The sequence below is a fragment of the Streptomyces sp. NPDC043867 genome, assembly GCF_056435845.1.
In genome coordinates this window covers 331,326-351,652 of sequence record NZ_JBWKDS010000001.1, presented here as the reverse complement: position 1 = coordinate 351,652, position 20,327 = coordinate 331,326, and the positions used below count along the sequence as shown (strand labels likewise).

Annotated in this window: 16 protein-coding genes; 5 read left to right on the top strand and 11 right to left on the bottom strand. The window is 73.2% G+C overall.

From position 1 onward, the window contains the following. The first annotated feature begins 128 nt into the window (after positions 1 to 128). Genes AC069T_RS01770 through AC069T_RS01760 form a run of 3 tightly spaced genes read left to right on the top strand, consistent with a single transcriptional unit; the run spans position 129 to position 3,253 of the window. Complete coding sequence (locus AC069T_RS01770) at positions 129 to 1,361, top strand: LolA family protein (protein WP_478780792.1); 1,233 nt, start codon at positions 129 to 131, stop codon at positions 1,359 to 1,361. A gap of 43 nt (positions 1,362 to 1,404) precedes the next feature. Continuing rightward, the gene (locus AC069T_RS01765; protein ID WP_478780791.1) at positions 1,405 to 2,370 is read left to right on the top strand and encodes an ABC transporter ATP-binding protein; all 966 of its coding nucleotides are present in this window, start codon (positions 1,405 to 1,407) and stop codon (positions 2,368 to 2,370) included. After that, positions 2,357 to 3,253 carry an ABC transporter permease gene (locus AC069T_RS01760; protein WP_478780790.1) on the top strand — a complete coding sequence of 299 codons (897 nt, stop codon included), beginning with the start codon at positions 2,357 to 2,359 and terminating at the stop codon, positions 3,251 to 3,253. Before AC069T_RS01765 ends, AC069T_RS01760 begins: the two co-directional genes overlap by 14 nt. 60 nt (positions 3,254 to 3,313) lie before the next feature. Here AC069T_RS01760 and AC069T_RS01755 read toward each other — a convergent pair whose 3' ends face one another. The 3 genes from AC069T_RS01755 to AC069T_RS01745 all read right to left on the bottom strand — a co-directional run bounded on the left by AC069T_RS01755 (position 3,314) and on the right by AC069T_RS01745 (position 6,109). Continuing rightward, positions 3,314 to 3,913: a flavodoxin family protein gene (locus AC069T_RS01755; RefSeq protein WP_478780789.1), complete on the bottom strand. Its 600-nt coding sequence runs from the start codon at positions 3,911 to 3,913 to the stop codon at positions 3,314 to 3,316. Positions 3,914 to 4,042: 129 nt separating this feature from the next. Next, on the bottom strand, positions 4,043 to 5,434 hold the full coding sequence (locus tag AC069T_RS01750) for an amidase (protein WP_478780788.1): 1,392 nt from the start codon (positions 5,432 to 5,434) through the stop codon (positions 4,043 to 4,045). A gap of 126 nt (positions 5,435 to 5,560) precedes the next feature. Continuing rightward, the gene (locus tag AC069T_RS01745) at positions 5,561 to 6,109 is read right to left on the bottom strand and encodes a DUF6668 family protein (RefSeq protein ID WP_478780787.1); all 549 of its coding nucleotides are present in this window, start codon (positions 6,107 to 6,109) and stop codon (positions 5,561 to 5,563) included. Positions 6,110 to 6,629: 520 nt separating this feature from the next. Between AC069T_RS01745 and AC069T_RS01740 the strand changes: the two genes are divergently transcribed. Then, a complete protein-coding gene (locus tag AC069T_RS01740) occupies positions 6,630 to 9,152 on the top strand; it encodes a hypothetical protein (RefSeq protein ID WP_478780786.1) in 2,523 nt (840 codons plus the stop codon). A gap of 111 nt (positions 9,153 to 9,263) precedes the next feature. On the opposite strand, the gene AC069T_RS01735 is transcribed toward AC069T_RS01740, so the two are convergent. The 3 genes from AC069T_RS01735 to AC069T_RS01725 all read right to left on the bottom strand — a co-directional run bounded on the left by AC069T_RS01735 (position 9,264) and on the right by AC069T_RS01725 (position 12,329). Continuing rightward, entirely contained in the window at positions 9,264 to 10,211 is a 948-nt protein-coding gene (locus AC069T_RS01735; RefSeq protein ID WP_478780785.1) for a M28 family metallopeptidase, read from the bottom strand. Between the two features lie 134 nt (positions 10,212 to 10,345). Beyond that, on the bottom strand, positions 10,346 to 11,332 hold the full coding sequence (gene rarD, locus AC069T_RS01730; protein ID WP_478780784.1) for an EamA family transporter RarD: 987 nt from the start codon (positions 11,330 to 11,332) through the stop codon (positions 10,346 to 10,348). A 139-nt stretch (positions 11,333 to 11,471) separates the two neighbouring features. Further along, a complete protein-coding gene (locus tag AC069T_RS01725) occupies positions 11,472 to 12,329 on the bottom strand; it encodes an SDR family oxidoreductase (RefSeq protein ID WP_478780783.1) in 858 nt (285 codons plus the stop codon). A gap of 92 nt (positions 12,330 to 12,421) precedes the next feature. Between AC069T_RS01725 and AC069T_RS01720 the strand changes: the two genes are divergently transcribed. Continuing rightward, positions 12,422 to 12,829: a winged helix-turn-helix transcriptional regulator gene (locus tag AC069T_RS01720; protein ID WP_478780782.1), complete on the top strand. Its 408-nt coding sequence runs from the start codon at positions 12,422 to 12,424 to the stop codon at positions 12,827 to 12,829. A 37-nt stretch (positions 12,830 to 12,866) separates the two neighbouring features. On the opposite strand, the gene AC069T_RS01715 is transcribed toward AC069T_RS01720, so the two are convergent. The 5 genes from AC069T_RS01715 to AC069T_RS01695 all read right to left on the bottom strand — a co-directional run bounded on the left by AC069T_RS01715 (position 12,867) and on the right by AC069T_RS01695 (position 20,116). Next, positions 12,867 to 13,946, bottom strand: a complete 1,080-nt coding sequence (locus AC069T_RS01715; protein ID WP_478780781.1) for a 2-oxoacid:ferredoxin oxidoreductase subunit beta — start codon at positions 13,944 to 13,946, stop codon at positions 12,867 to 12,869. Next, positions 13,939 to 15,870: a 2-oxoacid:acceptor oxidoreductase subunit alpha gene (locus AC069T_RS01710; RefSeq protein WP_478780780.1), complete on the bottom strand. Its 1,932-nt coding sequence runs from the start codon at positions 15,868 to 15,870 to the stop codon at positions 13,939 to 13,941. Before AC069T_RS01710 ends, AC069T_RS01715 begins: the two co-directional genes overlap by 8 nt. Before the next feature lie 294 nt (positions 15,871 to 16,164). Then, entirely contained in the window at positions 16,165 to 16,824 is a 660-nt protein-coding gene (locus AC069T_RS01705) for a response regulator (RefSeq protein ID WP_478780840.1), read from the bottom strand. A 427-nt stretch (positions 16,825 to 17,251) separates the two neighbouring features. Continuing rightward, positions 17,252 to 18,619, bottom strand: coding sequence for a sensor histidine kinase (locus AC069T_RS01700; RefSeq protein WP_478780779.1), 1,368 nt, complete (start codon positions 18,617 to 18,619; stop codon positions 17,252 to 17,254). A gap of 285 nt (positions 18,620 to 18,904) precedes the next feature. Then, entirely contained in the window at positions 18,905 to 20,116 is a 1,212-nt protein-coding gene (locus AC069T_RS01695; RefSeq protein ID WP_478780778.1) for a sensor histidine kinase, read from the bottom strand. Positions 20,117 to 20,327 lie beyond the last annotated feature (211 nt).

The following is a 20,327-nucleotide window of genomic DNA, read 5'->3' as shown; positions in this document are numbered from 1 at the left end:
GCTTCTTCCCGGCGGATTTGGTCAGATGGAAAGCACCACTCCTCATCAATTCGGGTGAGAATGGCGGCGCAGGGGTGGACGAGGACAGTGACTGAAGGCCGCCGCCGATGACGGAGGTAAAGGCACACATGACACCGTACGCATCCGAGGACCCGTTGGCCCACGAGGCCGACGACGTGAGCGCGGGCCGGCGCAAGGCCGCGCGGTACGTCGTCCCGGTCGCGGTGGTGGGGGTGGCGGCGGCGACCATCGGGCTCGTCCCGGCGCTCGCCGACTCCGGCGACCCCGACCTGCCGAAGATCACCGCTCAGCAACTCATCGAGAGGATCGCGAAGTCGGACACCCAGCGGCTGTCCGGCACGGTGAAGATCAGCACCGACCTCGGGCTGCCCGACCTGGGCGGTCTGGAGAGCAGCTTCGCCCCGGGGGCGGCCGGCAAGGGCGACGGCTCCTCCGCCGACCCGTCGTCCAAGCTCATGGAGCTGGCCTCCGGCACGCACACCCTGCGCGTCGCGGCCGACGGCCCCGACAAGGGCAAGGTCTCGCTGCTGGACAAGGCCGCCGAGTACAGCGTCATCCACAACGGCGCGGACGTCTGGGCCTACGACAGCAAGTCGAACGAGGTCTACCACTCGACCGCTCCCGAGGGCATGAAGAAGTCCGAGGCGCCCGAGGACGTCCCGGCCACGCCCCAGGACCTGGCCGAGGAGGCGCTGAAGGCGGTCGACAAGACCACGTCGGTGACCGTCGACGGCACCGCGCAGGTCGCCGGCCGGGACGCGTACCGGCTGGTCGTCAAGCCGAAGCAGTCCGGTTCCACGGTCGGCGCGATCACCGTCGCCGTCGACGCCAAGACCGGTACGCCGCTGAAGTTCACGCTCACCCCGGCGAGCGGCGGCTCGGCGGTCGTGGACGCCGGCTTCACCCAGGTCGACTTCGCGAAGCCGGCCGCGTCGACCTTCGACTTCACCCCGCCGAAGGGCGCGAAGGTCACCGAGGGCGACACCGGGGCCGGCTCGAAGGGCCCGCATTCCGCGCCGAAGTCCTCCCCGCAGTCCTCCCCGGAGTCCGACGAGGACCTCGCCGAGGGCCTCGACGGGCTGAAGACCATCGGCGAGGGCTGGACCACGATCGCCCGGTTCGACACGGGCGGTCAGGGCATGCCCTCGGAGTCCTCCGGCAACGGTGACGTCTCCGGCTTCCTGAACTCCCTCGGCGACCACGTCAGCGGGAAGTTCGGCTCGGGCACGGTCTTCTCGACCCGGCTGGTCAACGCGCTGATCACGGACGACGGCCAGGTGTACGCCGGTGCCGTCACCAAGGAAGCGCTGGTCAAGGCGGCCGACGCCGCCGTGAAGTAGGTCCGCGTCCCGCGGGCCGGGGACCGACGAATCGAGGGAACGCATGGAGGAGCCGTCCGCCGCGGAGCCCGGGCTGGTGGACGCGGTGATCGCCACCCGCGCGCTCACCAAGCGCTACCGCGGCGGACAGCTCGCCGTCGACCGTCTCGATCTGAGCGTCCCGGCGGGCAGTGTCTTCGGCTTCCTCGGGCCGAACGGCTCGGGCAAGACCACCACCATCCGCATGCTGATGGGCCTGATCGCCCCGACGTCCGGCACGGCGCGCGTGCTGGGGCAGCCGATGCCCCGCGCTGCGCGCGCCGTGCTCCCGCAGGTGGGCGCCCTCATCGAGGGCCCGGCCCTGTACGGGTTCCTGTCCGGGCGCGACAACCTCCTGCGGTACGACGCCGCCGACCCGACCGCCGACCCGCGCACCCGGCGCACCCGCGTCGCGGCCGCGCTCGACCGGGTCGGCCTCACCGCCGCCGCGGGCAAGAAGGCGAAGGCGTACTCCCTGGGCATGAAGCAGCGGCTGGGACTCGCCGCCGCGCTCCTGCAGCCCCGGCGGCTGCTCGTCCTCGACGAGCCGACCAACGGCCTGGACCCGCAGGGCATGCGCGAGATCCGCTCCCTGGTACGGGAGCTGGCGTCCGACGGCGCCACCGTCTTCCTCTCCTCGCACCTCCTCGACGAGATCGAGCAGGTGTGCACGCACGCGGCCGTGATGGCCCGGGGCCGGCTGATCATCCAGGGTCCGGTGGCGGAGCTGGCGGCGGGTGCGCGAGGGCGCCTCGTGGTGACCACCCCCGACACCGGCGAGGCGGCGCGGGTGCTGAAGGAACAGGGCGTCACGGATCTCGTGGTGACGGAGACGGGGGTGAGCGCGGAGCCGCCGGAGCGTGAACCGGCCGAACTGAACGCCGCGTTGGTCACGGCGGGCGTGCGGGTGCGCGGCTTCGGGGTGGAGCGGGCGTCCCTGGAGGACGCGTTCGTGGCGCTGACGGGAGAGGGTTTCGATGTCGCGGGCTGAGGTGGCGGCCCCTGCGGCCGGCGACCGCACCGTACGGAAGCCGGGCCCGCTGTGGACGCTCGGACTGTTCCGCAGCGAGCTGGTCACCACCTTCCGGCGCTGGCGGACGATCGCGCTGCTGGCCGTGCTGGCGGCCGTGCCCGTCCTCATCGGTGTCGCCGTCAAGATCGAGACCGGTGACGGCTCGGCGGCGGGCGGCGGAGGCGGTGAGGGCCCGGCGTTCATCTCGCAGATCACCAACAACGGCCTGTTCCTGGTGTTCACGGCGCTCGCCGCGACGCTCCCCTTCTTCCTGCCGATGGCGGTCGGTGTCGTCGCGGGCGACGCCGTCGCCGGCGAGGCGAACGCGGGCACCCTGCGCTATCTGCTGGTCGCCCCCGCGGGCCGCACCCGCCTGCTGGTCACCAAGTACGCGACGGTGCTGACGTTCTGCCTGGCCGCGACCCTCGTGGTGGCCGTCTCGGCGCTCGCGGCGGGCGCCCTCCTCTTCCCGCTCGGGGAGCTGACGACGATCTCCGGGACCCGGATCAGCCTCGCCGAGGGCATCGGCAGGGCCCTGCTCATCGCGCTGGCCGTCGCCGCCTCACTGACCGGAACGGCGGCGCTCGGCCTGTTCGTCTCGACGCTGACCAACAGCGGCATCGCCGCGATGGCGACGACGGTCGGCCTTCTCGTCACCGTCCAGATCCTCGACCAGATCCCCCAGCTGCACGCCCTCCAGCCCTACTTCTTCTCCCACTACTGGCTGTCCTTCGCCGACCTCATGCGGGAGCCGGTGTACTGGGACGACATGGTCCGCAATCTCGAACTGCAGGCCCTGTACGCGGCCGTGTTCGGTTCCGCGGCCTGGGCGCGGTTCACGGCGAAGGACATCACGGCGTAGGGCATCACGTAGGACAGGACTTCACGGCGTAGGGCGTCACGGCGTAGGCCGGACCCGCCCTCAGGCGGCCGTTTCCCCGGGCACCTCGTAGGGGAAGCGGGCGAGCGGGGCCTCCCGCGCGAAGAACGTCTTGGCCCGGGCCAGCGCCGCGGAGTCGTTCAGTACGTCACCGGGCTTGCTGCCGTTCCCGAGGAGGACCCCGCCGAAGCGCATGCCCAGGTACGCCGCCGAGTTGTTCAGCGCGCCGACCAGTGGCTCGGCCACCACCTCCTCCGTGTGCGCCAGCGCCGTGACACCCCACAGGGTGCGGCCGGTCAGCGTCTTCTTGAAGTCGACGCCAGGCGTGCGCAGCCAGCCCGACCAGTGGTCCAGGTAGCGCTTGACCGGTGCGGACAGCGTGTACCAGTACAGCGGCGAGGCGATGACGATGTCGGTCGCCGCGAGGGTGGCGTCGAGGAGCAGGGCCGCCGCGCCCTCGGTGGGCCGGACGTGATCGCTGTCGTGACGCTGGTCCTCGAAGTCGGGGAGCGGGTGGTCGGCGAGGCTCAGCCAGCGCTGCTCCACGTCGGCGGGCAGCTGCTCGGCGGCGCGGCGGGCCAGCAGTTCCGTGTTGCCGTCGGTGCGGCTGCTGCCCAGAAGGAAGAGGAAGGAGCGGGACATGGGGCGGCCCTCCGAATGCTCGGCGTACGACAATTACATGCGTACGCAGTATATGCATGCGCAAGAAATGATGTCACTGAGTGGCGGCAACGGGCAGGTGGGGGTGCGTGCCGTGCGTGCCGTCGACGGTCAGGCGTCGGGGAGCGTGACTCCGGCCGGGGGCACGGGGGAGCGGAGGCCGCCCCGGCTCTCGGCGGCACGCGCGACGGCCAGCAGCAGGGGCTCACCGCCGTGCCGGGCCACCAGCTGGAGGCCGGCCGGGCAGCCGTCGGGACCGAAACCCGCGGGCACGCTCGTCGCGGGGTGACCGCTGAGGTTGAACGCCCAGGTGAGGGCGGTGGAGTAGCGGTCGCCCGGACCGTCGTGGCCGTGCGGCGCGTTCGGGGTGACCGGGGTCAGCAGCAGCTCGGCCCGGGCGAAGACCCCGGCGAGCCGCCGGTCGTTCTCCTCCCGGACCGGCCGCGCGACGTCAGGACCGGCCCCGGGCGTGCGCAGCGCCAGCCAGGCGGGACCGGGATCCACCAGCCGTACGTCCCCGGGCACGAGCCGTACGACCCCGGCGCGGACGAGCCGTTCCACCGCCCCGTACGCGACGGCCGCGAGGGCGCCCGCCTCCGCGCCGGTGCCGCCGAAACCGAGGCCGGGGGACCAGACGGCGGTGACGGCAGCCGGGGCATCGGGGGCTCCCGCCGGTCCGCGGGGCGGGTCGGTGGCCGGAAGGCTGGCCGGATCCGTGCGCGGGCGCGGGTGCGCGGCGCGGGCTCTCGGGAGGGGGCGCGGATACGCCGCACGGCGTTCGGGGGAAGGGCGCGGGGGCGGGTCTGCCGCGCCGGCCGGCGGAAAGAGGCGTGGGGGCGAGGTGTGGTCCTCGGGGCCGGACTGCGCGGGGGCGCCGGACACGACCCGCCAGTACGCCGCCAGGTCGGACGCGTGCCGGGTGAGGACGCCGGCCGCCGTGAGCCCCGTACGATCCGCCGACGGGAGGCGGCCGTTGGTGGTCTTGAGGCCGAGGACACCGCACCACGCGGCGGGGATGCGGACGGATCCGGCGCCGTCGCTGCCGGTCGCCATCGGCACCACGCCCGCGGCCACCGCCGCCGCCGATCCGGCCGAAGAACCGCCCGGAGTCCGGTCGGGCCGCCAGGGGTTGACGGTCCGCCCGTGCGCCCCGAGCCCCCATGTCTGCCAGGGCGTCCCCGGACCCGGCACGGACGTCGCCCCCACGGGTACGCACCCGGCGGCGACCAGCGCGGCCGCCGTACGCAGCCCGTGGCGCCCCTTCACCCCGATCGGGACCCCCGCGAGGGCCGGCCGCTCGCCCGCGGCGACCCGGGCGTCCACCTCGCGGGCCCGGCGGAGCGCCTCCGTGCCCCACACCTCGGTGAACGCGCACAGCACCGGCTCCACCGCCTCCAGCCGCGCGAGGCAGGCCGTGACCACCTCGACGGCGCTCACGGTGCGCGCTCGTACGGCCATGGCGATGTCCTCGGCCGACAGGGACCGGTACGTGTCGATCTCCATGGGCTGCCGGGGGACGGACTCCTTCGGTCTGCCGGTCTGCGGGCCTATCGGGCTGCTCGTCCGGAGTGCTGGTGGGTTGGTGGGTTGGTGGGTCCGATGGTGTTCGGGTGTTCCGGGCCGTGGGGGTCAGCGGGGGCCCCGTCTGCCGGAGGACGGGGGTGCCGCGCCGGTCAGACGGGCCAGCGCTTCGCACTCGCGCGGCGGTTCCCCGCCGAGGTCGCCCACCCGCCACGCCGGCACCCAAGGCACCTGGTAGACGTCGATCGTCGCACCGAGCTCCTTGACGTGCTGGGCGAGTTGGCGGGGCAGGCGGCCCGGCGCGTCGGCGACCAGGACGACGGCGTCGAGGTCGAGTCCCGGCGGCACGTCTCCGCGCCGGAACGTGTCCAGGGTGTGCGAGACGGCCCGCAGTCCCGTGGCATGCGTACGCGCCACGAGGAGCAGCGAAGCCGGGTCGCCCTGCTCGGGCCGCGGCCAGTTGCGGCCCGCGTCATGGCCGCCGAAGACGGTGGCGAGCGTGCTGGCGCCGGCGCCGCCGTGAGTGGCCACCCAGGCGAACCGGCGTGCGGTGACGGAGCCTTGGGCGGGCTGCGGCAGCTCCTGGTCCGGTCCGGCGACCGGCCCGCGTATCCACACCTCGGGGCCCTGCGGCCCCTGCCCTGCGATCCCCTGCATCGCCATTCCCCTCCATCGTCGTCCGTCGGTCCTCCCGTCACCCGGGGTGGTCCCGGAGTCGCGGCGCGGGGTCCTGGGACGAGCCTGTGACGCCCTGGTGACCCAGGAAACGGGAGTGGGCCGGGAGACTCAACCACAGGTACGCGATCGGGCCTCGAGGCGACCGGTTCCCGACGGCGCACAACCGCGCACCGGCGACCGGCGTCCAGTCGGGCAGAGGGCCCGCGGCGGGCGAAACGGATTCTTCCGCAGGTCGCGCCGGGGCCCAAGTGAGGGTGAGAAGGGGGGCGTTGATGCGTACGAACATGGGGCCGGCCGCGGACGCGCGGGTGCCGGGCCCGTCCGCCGCCCGGACCGGCCGGCGGGCCGGCGGCTTTTTGAAACTGGTGCGTTCGGGTACGGGCAAGCCGAGGCGCGTGACGGAGGTGACGCCGGCGGAGGCAGCGACCCCGCCGTCCGCGCCCTCGCCCGCCCCGTCCGCCACCCCTTCCTCCACTGACCGACCCGAGTGAGGGAACCGATGTCTCGATTCAGCCGCGAACACAAGCGGGAACTCAAGCGGGGACGGCAGGCGCCCGCGACGTCGGTTCCGGGGGCGAGGTCCGGCGCGGGCGTGACGCCGATCGAGGTCCGCGTGACCGTACGGACCGACGGGGGCGTCTCCGGTGGGGGCGGCGCGGAGGCGGTGCCCGCGGGTGCCGTGGCGGTGTCCGGGAGTGCCGTGGCCGGGGTTCCGGGCGCGACGGTCGGCGGGATGCCGGTCGTCGCGAGCCCCGGCGAGACCGTCCAGGACGCCGTGCTGAACTACCTCCACCGCATCGCCCTCGCCACGGGCCATCCCGTGCTCACCATGGTCCACGACGAGACCATCGGGTACGTCGTCCCGCTCCAGGTGTACGTCGACGGCTCCAGCGAGTACGCGGGCAACCCGGTCCGTCTGGGGCCCCCGCCGCCCGCCCCGGCAACCGCGGCACCCGCGATACCCGGAGTACCCCGAGTACCCGCACAGGCCCCTGCGGCCACGCCGGGCGCCGCCCGCACGCCGGGTTTCGGCCCTGCGTCCGGCACCGGGGGCGACCGGAGTGCGGTGCCCGCGCGAACTGCCGCTTCGGCGCCCGCGCCCGCGTCGGCGCCGGACTCCGGACTCGCGTCCAGCCCCACGCCCGCCCCGCACCCCGCGCCGGTGCCGAGCCCCGCGCCCGCGTCCAGCCCCCCGCCCGCGCCCCGGTCCAACCCCGCGCCCGCGCCGCACCCCGCGCCCCCGTCAGCTCCCGCTCCGCCGGAGGCCGGCGCGCCCGGCGCCCCCGGGTCCGCCCCGAAGTCCCCCACCAGGGACAAGGCGACCCACCTCCTGCGGGCGCTTGCGGAGCCGGTGTCGGGAGCGCTCGCGCCGGGTGCGCCCGCGTCTGCGGCGACGTCTGCCCCGCAGGCCCCGGGCACCGGCGGACGCACCCTCGCCTCACCGGCGCCGGGCACCCTCGCGCCGAGGGCATCGGCTCCGTCCAGGCCGGCCGGGTCGAGCCCCTCCGAGCCGTCCCCGTCGGCCGCGACGCCGGCCCCGGTTCCCTCCGGGTCGGACGAATCCCGGATCCCGGCCCCACCCGTACCGTCCTCTCCGCCTCCGCCCCCGCCTCCGTCCGCGGGCCCCGTCCCCGGTGACCTCATACCGCCCGCGCCCGGGGTGCCCGGCAAGCGCCCGGCGAGCCCAACGGTCCCGCCTCTCGCCGCCGATCGGGAGACCCCGGAGCCCGCCCCCGCCGCGAGCGTCACGAACGCACCGACGTTCCCGCTGCGGGCCGTACCCGAACCAGAGCCCCAGGCGTCGTCCGCGCCCGCGGCCCCCGAGTCGCCCGAGCCCGAGCCCGAGCCCGAGCCGGAACCGGCGTCGGCTTCGGAGGCCGGCGGGACCGTGGCGACCTACGTCCTGCGGGCGCTCCCGGAGTCCGCCGCGGGCGCCGTCCGTCCCGTCCCGGGAGCGCCGGGCCCCGCGCAGCCGCTGCCGGAGGCCGCCGAGCCGGGACCGGCCGGAGATGACAGCCCGGTGCCGGCCCCGGGTACCGTCTCCGCGCCGACGGGCGAGTTCGGCCCGGCCCCCGCGCCCGGCCCGAAGGCCCCGTCCGCCCCGCCGCTGTCCCGGGAACCGGACAGCGCCCCTGCCCCCGGCACCGCCCCCCTCACCCCCTTCGAGCGGGAGAACGAGCCCTACTTCGCGCCCGAGTGGAAGGTGATCCCCTCCTCCGGGCTCATCCCGATGGTGGAGACGGAGACCGAACCCGAGCCCCGGCCCGCCCCCGGGTGGCAGGCGACCCCGACTCCCGGCGGAACCCCGGTGCCCCCGCAGGACCCCGCACCCGCCGCGGCCCCCGAGCCCCGCCGGGCGCCCGACTTCCGCCGGAACCCAGGGCCCCGCCCGGCCCCCGCGCGCCTGCCCGCCCTGGAGCCCGAGCCGGAGCACGATCCCAAGCCCACGCCCGCCCGGGGGTTCGACGCCGTGGCCGAAGCGGTACTGGCGCCCGCCACGGAGGCCGGTACGGCGGACGCGACGCCGCCGTCCCCGTTCGCCGCGTCCGTGACGCGGATCAACGAGGCCGTGCGGCAGGGCCGGATAGAGGACGCCGCCGGTCTGGCCGAGCGCACCGTCGCGGAGGCCTCGGCGACCTGGGGACCGGACCACCCCGAGGTGCTGAAACTGCGCGAACTGACCTCGTACATCGCGTACTTGGCGGGTGATCCGCTCCGGTCGTTCCACCTGTCCCTCGACCTGGCGCGGCTCCGCAGGCGGCAGGGCGACCCGGGCGCCGCGTACGGCAACGTGCAGAGCGCCGCCGCGGCCTGGCGGGCCGTCCGCGACCCCCTGCAGGGCCTGCACCTCGGACGCGATCTGCTCGGCGTGTGGACGGAGCTCACGGCCGACGAGGGCCCCGCCGCGGACGACCTGGAACAACTGGAGAGCGCCCGTAGCCGCATGGGCCGTCTCGCGGAGCGCGCCCGCTCCCTGCCGGACAACCCGTACACCCGCGGTCCGCGGCCCCCGGCCCGGTGAGTCCGCCCGTCCGCGGCCCCGCGCGGTGAAGCGCGGGCGCGGGCCGGCCGGCCCACGCCCGCGCTCCGCGCGCGACTCGCCCCGGCGGCCCGGAGGCCGCACGCGGAGTGCCTACGCGGACAACTCCCACACCGCGTACGCCAGCGCGTCCGAGTGCCGGTTCAGCGCCGTGTCGTTGATGTTCGACGACGTGTCGCAGGACGAGTGGTAGCAGGCGTCGAACGCCCGGCCCGCCGTGCCGCCCCACTTCGTGGCCTGCGCGGAGGTCTTGATGTAGTCGGCGCCGCTGAAGAGGCCGCCGACCGGAATGCCCGCGTTCTTGAAGGGCGCGTGGTCCGAGCGGCCGTCGCCCTCGGTCTCGATCTCCGTGGGGACGCCGATCCCCGTGAAGTAGGTCTTGAAGGTCTTCTCTATGGCGGGGTCGTCGTCATAGACGAAGTACCCGGGGTTCGGCGAGCCGATCATGTCGAAGTTCAGGTAGCCGCTGATCCTCGAACGGTTCGTGGTGGAGAGGCTGTTGACGTAGTACCGCGAGCCGACCATGCCCAGCTCCTCGGCGCCCCACCAGGCGAACCGCAGGTGCTTCGTGGGCTGGTAGTTCGTGCGGGCGACGGCGAGCGCGGTCTCCAGGACGGCCGCCGAGCCGGACCCGTTGTCGTTGATGCCGGGGCCCGACGTCACGCTGTCCAGGTGGGACCCGGCCATGACGACCCGGCCGGTGTCGCCGCCGGGCCAGTCGGCGATCAGGTTGTAGCCCGTGCGGCCGCCGGAGGTGAACTGCTGGACGGTCGTGGTGAAGCCGGCCGCGTCCAGCTTGGCCTTGACGTAGTCGAGGGACGCCTTGTAGCCGGTACGGCCGTGCGCGCGGTTGCCGCCGTTGGCGGTGGCGATGGACTGGAGCTGGGTGAGGTGGGCCTTGACGCCGGCCACGGGGATGTCGGGTGCGGCGGCCGCTGCCACGGGGGCGGGGGCCGCCCCGGCTATGGATCCGCCGACGAGCAGCGAGGTGACGGCGACGACCGAGGCCGCCGAGGCACGCCCGGGAATGGAGAGCTTCATGTGGGGGGCTCCGAATTCCAGGGAGATCCCACGGGGCGCCACGAGGGGAGCGTGCGGCGTCCGGGGACTCCACGGTGAATGGGGTGCCTGGATGGTGAAGCTGGGACTGACTGAGCGTCAAGAGCGTTATTCGGTCACGGACGTTCGTATACCGGAGACGGCTCGGTGACGTCGACCGTCTCCGGCGTGACGGCGTTCCCGCGGGCGTGGATCGCGGCCCTCGCGCGCGCCGACCGGCGTGCGGTGCGCAGCGCGTCGAAGGTGAGCAGCGACAGCGCGACCCAGACCAGCGCGAAGCCGGCCCAGCGCTCGGGCGGCATGGCCTCGTGGAAGTAGAGGATGCCGAGCAGGAACTGGAAGACGGGCGCCAGGTACTGCAGCAGGCCCAGGGTGGACAGGGGGACCCGGATCGCGGCCGCGCCGAAGCAGACGAGAGGGATCGCGGTCACGATGCCGGTCGAGGCGAGGAGCGCCGCGTGCCCGGTGCCCTGCGTCGCGAACGTCGCGTCGCCGCGGGCGCCCAGCCACGCCAGATAGGCCAGCGCGGGCAGGAACTGGATCGCCGTCTCCGCGGCCAGGGACTCGATGCCCCCGAGGTCGACCTTCTTCTTCACCAGGCCGTACGTCCCGAAGGAGAAGGCGAGGCAGAGCGAGATCCAGGGCGGGCGGCCGTATCCGACGGTCAGCACCAGCACCGCCACGAGGGCGATGCCGACCGCGGCCCACTGCGCCGGCCGCATCCGCTCCTTGAGGACCAGGACGCCCAGCGCGATGGTGACGAGCGGGTTGATGAAGTAGCCGAGCGAGGATTCCACCACGTGGCCGGCGTTCACCGCCCAGATGTAGACGCCCCAGTTGACGGTGATGACCGTCGCGGCGACCGCGACCAGGCCGAGCCTGCGGGGCTGCCGCAGCAGTTCGCCGAGCCAGGCCCAGCGCCGCATCACCAGCAGCGCGACCCCGACCGCGGCGAGGGACCACACCATCCGGTGGGCCAGGATCTCGGCCGCCCCCGCGGGCTTCAGCAGCGGCCAGAAGAGGGGGACGAGGCCCCACATGCCGTACGCCGCGAAACCGTTGAACAGGCCCGTCCGCTGCTCGCCCCTCGACTGCCCGGTCACCGGCACCTCCCTCTTGCGCGGCTGCCTCCGTGCAGCCTCCCCGACGGTAGCGCCGGGCACCCTCGCCTGTCATGCCCGTATCGCCATACGGTCATGACAGGGCCGGGAGCGCCGGAGGGTGGCGCGGGCGCCGTGCCCGTCAGGCCTTGAGGGCCGCCGCGATGGCGTCCGCGACCGGCGTGGCCGGGCGTCCGGTCAGGCGGGCCAGGTCACCGCCGGTGCGGGCGAGCAGCCCGTGCCCGATGGCGCGGTCCACGTCCACGAGGATCGCGGCGAAGGGCTCGGGCAGCCCGGCGCCGGTGAGAATGCCCTGGTGCGTCTCGGCGGACACGTTGTCGTACGTGATGTCCCTGCCGGTCTGCCGGCTCAGCTCGGCCGCGTACTCCGCGTAGCTCCAGGCGGTGTCGCCGCTGAGTTCGTACGTCTTGTTCTCGTGTCCCTCGCCGGTCAGTACGGCGACGGCCGCGGCCGCGTAGTCGGCGCGCGAGGCCGAGGCGATCCGGCCGTCGCCGGCGCTCTGCACGACGGCACCGTGCGCCAGGACGGGGGCCAGGTTCTCGGTGTAGTTCTCGTGGTACCAGCCGTTGCGCAGGAAGGTGTACGGCAGCCCGGAGTCGAGGATCGCCTGCTCGGTCACCTTGTGCTCGGCGGCCAGCCGGAAGTCGGCGTCCGGGCCGCCCAGGACGCCGGTGTACGCCAGCAGCGCGACCCCCGCCCCCTTCGCGGCGTCGATCACGGCCCGGTGCTGGGCGACGCGCTGCCCGACCTCGCTGCCGGAGATCAGCAGCACCCTGTCGCCCGCGGCGAAGACGCCCGCCAGGGTCTCGGGGGCGTTGTAGTCGGCCACGCGCAGCTCGACGCCGCGGGCGGCCAGGCCGGCGGCCTTCCCCTTGTCGCGGACGACGGCGACGACCTCGGCGGCCGGGATCTTTTCCAGCAGCCCGTCGATGACGAGACGGCCGAGGCGGCCGGTGGCTCCGGTGACGACGATGCTCATGCGGAAACAACTCCTTGTGGGGTGGGTACTCCGCTAACCCTAGGAGGTGCACTAACTAAGTGAAAGTACCCACTTTGAAGTAAGGTACTGGCATGGCCGTAAGTGAACCGAGGGCGGATGGTGAGGCGATGTGCCCCTACCGCCTCGTCCTGGAGCACGTCACCAGCCGGTGGGGCGTCCTCGTCCTCATCGCGCTGCGCGAGCGCCCGTACCGCTTCAGCGAGCTGCGCCGGGCCATCGGCCGCGTCAGCGAGAAGATGCTCACCCAGACCCTGCAGACCCTGGAGCGCGACGGTCTGGTGCACCGGGACGCCAAGCCCGTGATCCCCCCGCGCGTCGACTACTCGCTCACCGCCCTCGGCCGCGAGGCCGCCGAGCAGGTGGCCGCCCTGGCCGGGTGGACCGAGCGCCGCATGGACGCGGTCCTCGACGCGCGCCGGGCGTACGACGAAGCCCGGGCCGGGACGGGCGGCCGGGGGAACGAGCAGGCCCGGACCTGAGGGCCCGGGCCTGCTGGGACGTACCGCACCGCGTGGATCAGCCGACGACCGTCCAGGTGTCGCCGCCCGCCAGCAGCGCCGACAGGTCGCCCTTGCCGTTCTGCTCGACGGCGGTCTCGAGCTGCTCGGCCATCAGCGTGTCGTAGACCGGCCGGTCCACGGAACGCAGCACCCCGATGGGGGTGTGGTGCAGGGTGTCGGGGTCGGCGAGGCGGGAGAGCGCGAAGGCCGTGGTCGGGGACGGCGCGTGCGCGTCGTGGACCAGGACCATCGACTCGTTCTCGGGGGTGACGGTGACGACGCGGAGGTCACCGGTGAGCCGGTCCCGTACGACGCCCTTCGCGCCGTCCGCGCCGAAGCGGACCGGCTTGCCGTGCTCCAGGCGGATCACCGCTTCCTCGGCCTGCTGCTTGTCCTTGAGGGCTTCGAAGGCGCCGTCGTTGAAGATGTTGCAGTTCTGGTAGATCTCCACCAGCGCCGTGCCGGGGTGGGCGGCGGCCTGGCGCAGCACCTCGGTGAGGTGCTTGCGGTCGGAGTCCACGGTCCGTGCCACGAAGGACGCCTCCGCGCCGATGGCGAGGGAGACGGGGTTGAAGGGCGCGTCGAGCGAGCCCATCGGGGTCGACTTGGTGATCTTGCCGACCTCGGAGGTGGGCGAGTACTGGCCCTTGGTGAGTCCGTAGATCCGGTTGTTGAACAGCAGGATCTTGAGGTTGACGTTGCGGCGCAGGGCGTGGATGAGGTGGTTGCCGCCGATGGACAGCGCGTCGCCGTCGCCGGTGACGACCCAGACACTGAGGTCCTGGCGGGAGGAGGCGAGCCCGGTGGCGATGGCGGGGGCGCGGCCGTGGATGGAGTGCATCCCGTAGGTGTTCATGTAGTACGGGAAACGCGAGGAGCAGCCGATGCCGGAGACGAAGACGATGTTCTCCTTGGCCAGGCCGAGCTCGGGCATGAAGCCCTGCACGGCGGCCAGGATCGCGTAGTCGCCGCAGCCCGGGCACCAGCGCACTTCCTGATCGGACTTGAAGTCCTTCATGGACTGCCTGGCCTCGGCCTTCGGCACGAGGGAAAGCGCCTCGATCGTGCCCGAGCCTTCCGTGGACGTCTCAGCCATCGATGGCCTCCTTGAGCGCCGTGGCGAGCTGTTCGGCCTTGAACGGCATGCCGTTCACCTGGGTGTACGAGTCCGCGTCGACCAGGTACTTCGCCCGGACGAGCGTGGCGAGCTGACCGAGGTTCATCTCGGGGACCACCACGTTGTCGTAACGCCGCAGGACGGTGCCGAGATTCCGCGGGAACGGGTTGAGGTGGCGCAGGTGGGCCTGGGCGATGCTCTCACCGGCGGTGCGCAGGCGCCGGACCGCGGCGGTGATGGGCCCGTAGGTCGAACCCCAGCCCAGCACCAGGGTGTCGGCGCTGTCACCGGGGTCGTCGACGTCGAGGTCGGGGACGTCGATGCCGTCGATCTTGGCCTGCCGGGTGCGGACCATGAACTCGTGGTTGGCCGGGTCGTAGGAGATGTTGCCCGAGCCGTCCTGCTTCTCGATGCCGCCGATGCGGTGCTCAAGACCGGGCGTGCCGGGGACCGCCCAGGGCCGGGCGAGGGTCTGCGGGTCACGCTTGTAGGGCCAGAACACCTCGGTGCCGTCGTCCAGGGTGTGGTTCGGCCCCTGCGTGAACTGCACGCGCAGGTCGGGCAGTTCGTCGGTGTCGGGGATGCGCCAGGGTTCGCTGCCGTTGGCGAGGTAGCCGTCGGAGAGCAGGAAGACCGGGGTGCGGTAGGTCAGCGCGATCCGGGCGGCCTCGATGGCGGCGTCGAAGCAGTCGGCGGGCGTCCTCGGGGCGACGACGGGCACCGGGGCCTCGCCGTTGCGCCCGTACATCGCCTGGAGCAGGTCGGCCTGCTCGGTCTTGGTCGGCAGCCCCGTCGAGGGGCCACCGCGCTGGATGTCCACGACCAGCAGCGGCAGTTCGAGGGAGACGGCCAGCCCGATCGTCTCGGACTTCAGCGCCACCCCCGGCCCGGACGTCGTGGTCACCGCCAGCGAACCGCCGAAGGCCGCCCCCAGCGCCGCGCCGATGCCCGCGATCTCGTCCTCGGCCTGGAAGGTGCGCACCCCGAAGTTCTTGTGCCGGCTCAGCTCGTGCAGGATGTCCGAGGCGGGCGTGATCGGGTACGAGCCCAGGTACAAAGGCAGGTCCGCCTGGTGCGAGGCCGCGATCAGCCCGTACGACAGCGCCAGGTTCCCGGAGATGTTCCGGTAGGTGCCCGTCGGGAACGCCTGCGCCGCCGGGGCGACCTCGTAGGAGACCGCGAAGTCCTCGGTGGTCTCGCCGAAGTTCCAGCCCGCGTGGTACGCGGCGATGTTGGCCGCGGCGATCTCGGGCTTCTTCGCGAACTTGGTCCTGAGGAACTTCTCCGTGCCCTCGGTCGGCCGGTGGTACATCCAGCTCAGCAGGCCCAGCGCGAACATGTTCTTCGAGCGCTCGGCCTCCTTGCGGGACAGGTCGAACTCCTTGAGCGCCTCGACCGTGAGCGTCGTCAGCGGGACGGGGTGGACGCTGTAACCGTCCAGGGAGCCGTCCTCGAGCGGACTCGTCGCGTAGCCGACCTTGGCCATCGCCCGCTTGGTGAACTCGTCGGTGTTGACGATGATCTCCGCGCCGCGCGGCACGTCGGCGATGTTCGCCTTCAGCGCGGCCGGGTTCATCGCCACCAGCACGTTCGGCGCGTCGCCGGGGGTCAGGATGTCGTGGTCGGCGAAGTGCAGCTGGAAGGACGAGACGCCCGGCAGCGTCCCTGCGGGGGCGCGGATCTCGGCCGGGAAGTTCGGCAGCGTCGACAGGTCGTTGCCGAAGGACGCCGTCTCCGAGGTGAAGCGGTCACCGGTGAGCTGCATACCGTCACCGGAGTCGCCCGCGAAGCGGATGATGACGCGATCGAGACGGCGTACGTCCTTGGCGCCCGCCGGTTTGCGCTGCTCTCCTACGACGGTTTCGTCGGCCTGTTCCGCTGGACTGCTGACCTGGCTGGTCACTGAACCGGACCTCCCTCGGGGCGGCTGTCTGGGAACGGTCGTCCCGCCGACCCTCCCAGGATCAACCCTACGTCTGTAAGGGTCGCCTTCCCTCGGCCATTCGCATGATGGACTCGACTCCGGAATTCCCGGACGCCCTGTTGTGCCATGGTCTGCTCGCCCCCCGGCGCTCTACGTGAGGAAGTTCCCTGCCGTCCTTCGGTTCTCGTGCTCGTGCGGGTCGCGGACGCCCGGCTTCGTACTGCACACCCGCCGGCTCGACCGGCGCTGGACAACTGACACAGTGTCAGCCGGTCAGGAGTTCAGATAGGTGAGGACCGCGAGCACACGCCGGTGATCGCCGTCGCTCGGCGACAGCCCGAGCTTCAGGAAGATGTTGCTGACGTGCTTCTCCACGGCGCCGTCGCTGACCACCAGCTGCCGCGCGACGGCCGAATTGGTGCGCCCCTCCGCCATCAGCCCCAGGACCTCCCTCTCCCTCGGCGTGAGCCCCGCGAGCACGTCCTGCCTGCGGCTGCGCCCGAGCAGCTGTGCCACCACCTCCGGGTCCAGCGCGGTGCCCCCTCGGGCCACCCGCACCACCGCGTCCACGAACTCGCGCACCTCGGCTACCCGGTCCTTGAGCAGATAGCCCACACCACGGCTGGAACCGGCCAGCAGCTCGGTGGCGTACTGCTCCTCCACGTACTGGGACAGCACCAGCACGCCGAGCCCCGGATACTGCTTGCGCAGCTGCACGGCCGCCCGGACGCCCTCGTCGGTGTGCGTCGGCGGCATCCGCACGTCGGCCACCACCACGTCGGGCAGCTCGCCCCGGTCCGCGAACTCGGTGATCGTCCTGATCAGCGCCTCCGCGTCACCCACACCGGCCACCACGTCGTGCCCGCGGTCGGTCAGCAACCGGGTCAGGCCCTCCCTGAGCAGCACTGAATCCTCGGCGATGACCACCCGCACCTTGTCCTCCACGATTCTTCGGCCCCCCACAGCCTGTGCCCGGCCCACGCCGGTTCTCTCCACCCCGCACACGCCGGTCGTCTCGCGCCCCGGCCCGTCCGTCCCTCGTACGACAGCCCCAGCATTCCAGCATTCGAACCGGGCCGCGCCCGAGCCACCCGAATCCGCACCCGGAACAGGGAGAGGGCCGCCCTGTGCCGTTCGAATCCGGGACCGGATCCCGGTACCGACGCCGGCCCGGCCCGGCCCGGGCGAACGACGGCAGGCCCGGCCGAACCTGGCCGGATCCCGGTACCGACGCCGGCCCGGCACAGGGGAACGACGGCAGGCCCGGCGTCGATGCCGGGCCTGCCGTGCTGTCCGCCCGCCGGGACGCCACCGGGCACCTGGTGCCTCGGCGCCGTGAGCCCGGCGACGGGAGTGCCGGTCAGGAGAGCCGCTGTCCCCGCCAGGGCAGCTCCGCCGTGACGCGGGTCGGCCCGCCCGCGGGCGAGTCGACCACCAGGATCCCGTCCACCGCGTCGAGCCGCTCCGCGAGCCCCGCGAGCCCCGACCCCGCGGACAGCTCCGCGCCGCCCACGCCGTTGTCCGAGACCTGGAGCATCAGCCGGTTCTCCACCCGCCACACGTCGACCGTGGCCCCGGTCGCCCGCGCGTGCTTGCTGATGTTCTGCAGCAGCTCCGAAACCGTGAAGTACGCGATCCCCTCGATCGCCGGGGCCGGCCGGGACGGCAGGTCCACCTCCACCCGCACCGGCACCGTGCACCGCGAGGCGACCGCCGACAGCGCCGCGTCCAGCCCGCGGTCCGTCAGCACCGCCGGGTGGATGCCGCGCGCCAGATCCCGCAGCTCCTGGAGCGCCGTCTTCACCTCGCCGTGCGCCTCGCCCACCATCCGTGCCGCCTCCCGCGGGTCCTCGGACAGCTTCTCCTTGGCCAGCCCCAGATCCATGGCCAGCGCCACCAGCCGGGCCTGCGCCCCGTCGTGCAGGTCGCGCTCGATGCGCCGCAGGTCCGCCGCGGCCGTGTCCACGACCACGCCCCGGTCCGACTCCAGCTCCACCACCCGGGTCGCCAGCTTCGACGGGCCCAGCAGCCCCAGCACCATCAGCCGGTCCACGGTCGTCAGCGCCCGCACGATCCAGGGCGTGGCCAGTGTGAACAGCAGCCCCACCAGCGCCGTCACCCCGATCTCGAACGGGTTGTCCAGATAGACGCGGTGCCCCTCGTCCCCGTAGAGCTGGAGCCCGCCCTGCCCGCCGTACAGCGGGAAGAGCCAGAACCACAGCGGGTACGTGAGCATCGCCCACCCGTACGCCCAGAACGACAGCGCCACCGAGAACGCGAAGACCGCCCACGGGAAGTGCAGCAGCGTGTACAGCAGGTGCCGCCAGGACGTGCCGCTCCTCAGCAGCGCCCCCATCGCCGCCATCGGCCCCTTGCCGCCTCGGCGCAGCGGCTCGGGGTCGGCGATCTCCAGGCCGAGCAGCGCCCGCGCCCGGGCCCGCTCGAGCGCCCCGAACCCGCGGCCCCCGGCCAGCGCCGCCGCCAGCACCGGGACACCCAGGAAGGTGATCAGCAGGCCCGCGCCGAGCGAGACCATCGTGACCGTCCAGACGAAGCCGGCGATCGCGATCGGCAGGCTCAGCATCAGATACCCGAACTCGCGCCAGCTGCGCGCCTCGACGGGGGCCCGCAGCGCCACCGGAAGCCGATGCGGCCGGCCCTCGGTACCCGCCCCGTGGAATCCGGGCCCGCTGTGCGGTCCGTATCCCTGTCCGTAGTCCGTGGCCATCGGCTTCGTCCGTTTCTACTCGTCCGGTTCTGCTCGTCCGGTCAGTGGGCTGAGGGGCTCTGTCCCTGTCGTACCTCCAGCCTGCTCGGCCGCGGGTCCGCAGGCCATGGAGGCCATCGGCGTCTTGGACCGGGGGTTTTCCCCACCTCGGCCCTGGCGGTGACGGGGTCTCGGCGGCGCGGGCGGTCACCGCCGGGGCCCGTGCGCGGGCAGGCGGCGGCGGTTTCCGCGGCCGCTTCATCGACGGGCGCGGTCACCGCGGTCACGTCCGCGGGCGGGGCGTGGTCACCCCCGGTACGCGCCGGGCTCCCGGTCGCGCCACGGCAGCTCGGCCGTGACCGTGGTCGGACCGCCCTCGGGCGAGTCGACGAGGAACAGCCCGTCCACCGCGCCCAGCCGGTCCGCGAGGCCCGCCATGCCCGTACCGCCGTCGAGGCGGGCCCCGCCGCGCCCGTCGTCCCACACCTGGATCAGCAGCCGCTCGTCCGCCCGCCACACGTCGACCGACGCCGAACGCGCCGCGCTGTGCTTGCTCACGTTCTGCAGCAGCTCGGAGACCGTGAAGTAGGCGATGCCCTCGATGGCCGCGGCCGGCCGCTCCATCAGGCCGGCCGTCACCTTCACCGGCACCGTGCACCGCGAGGCGATCGAGGACAGCGCCGCGTCCAGGCCGCGGTCCGTCAGCACCGCCGGATGGATCCCGCGGGCCAGGTCGCGCAGCTCCTGCAGGGCCAGCTTCACCTCGCCGTGCGCCTCCTCGACCATCACCGCGACACTCTCGTCGGCCTGCCCCTCCAGCAGCTTCTCCTTCGCCAGGCCCAGCCCCATCGCGAGGTTGACCAGCCGGGCCTGCGCCCCGTCGTGCAGATCGCGCTCGATGCGCCGCAGGTCGGCCGCCGCCGTGTCGACCACCACCCCGCGGTCCGACTCCAGTTCGGCGATGCGCCGCTCCAGCTCGTCCGACGGGGACAGCAGCCCGCGCACCATCGCCCGGTCGACATTGGTCAGCGCCCGCGTGATGAACGGCAGCACCGGCCACAGCACGAAGAAGGAGACCACCGTGATCGCGAACGTCGCGATGCCCCAGGGCAGCCGGATGAACTCGTACAGCGTCGTCCGCCAGCCCACCGGGTCCTTCAGCGCCGACCAGAGCCGGCCGAAGAACCCGGACCCCGCGATCGGCAGGGGGCTCGGCTCGTCGATCCGCACACCGAGCAGCGCCCGTGCCCGCGCCCGCTCGGCCCGGCCCAGCAGTCGCGCGCCCATCAGCCCGCCCGCCAGCAGCGGCAGCCCGACGACCGTCACGGTGAGGCCCGCGGCGACCGACATCACGGTCACGACGTACGTGAAGCCGAGGATCGAGACCGGCAGATTGGCCAGGAGATGCGCGATCTCCTTCCACGTCTGCCGGTGCAGGGCGAGGCGTGCGGGCGGCAGCAGCCCGTCGTCGGACGTCCGCCCGTCCGGGGCGCCGGTGGTCGTGATGCGTTCGGTCATATGCGCCAGCGTGCCCGGCCGCGAGCCCCGGCGCCATGAGGTGGGCCGCCACGATCCACGGGGGAAAACCCCACCCCCGGCGGTTCCCCGGGAGCCGTCCTGCCCATGCCAAGGCGTGACGGGCTGCTTACCGGTTCTTTAGCAGGCCCTAGACTCCCGTGCGTACAGATCGTCGAACGCGAGGTTCACGAAGGACCACGAGGTCAGAGAG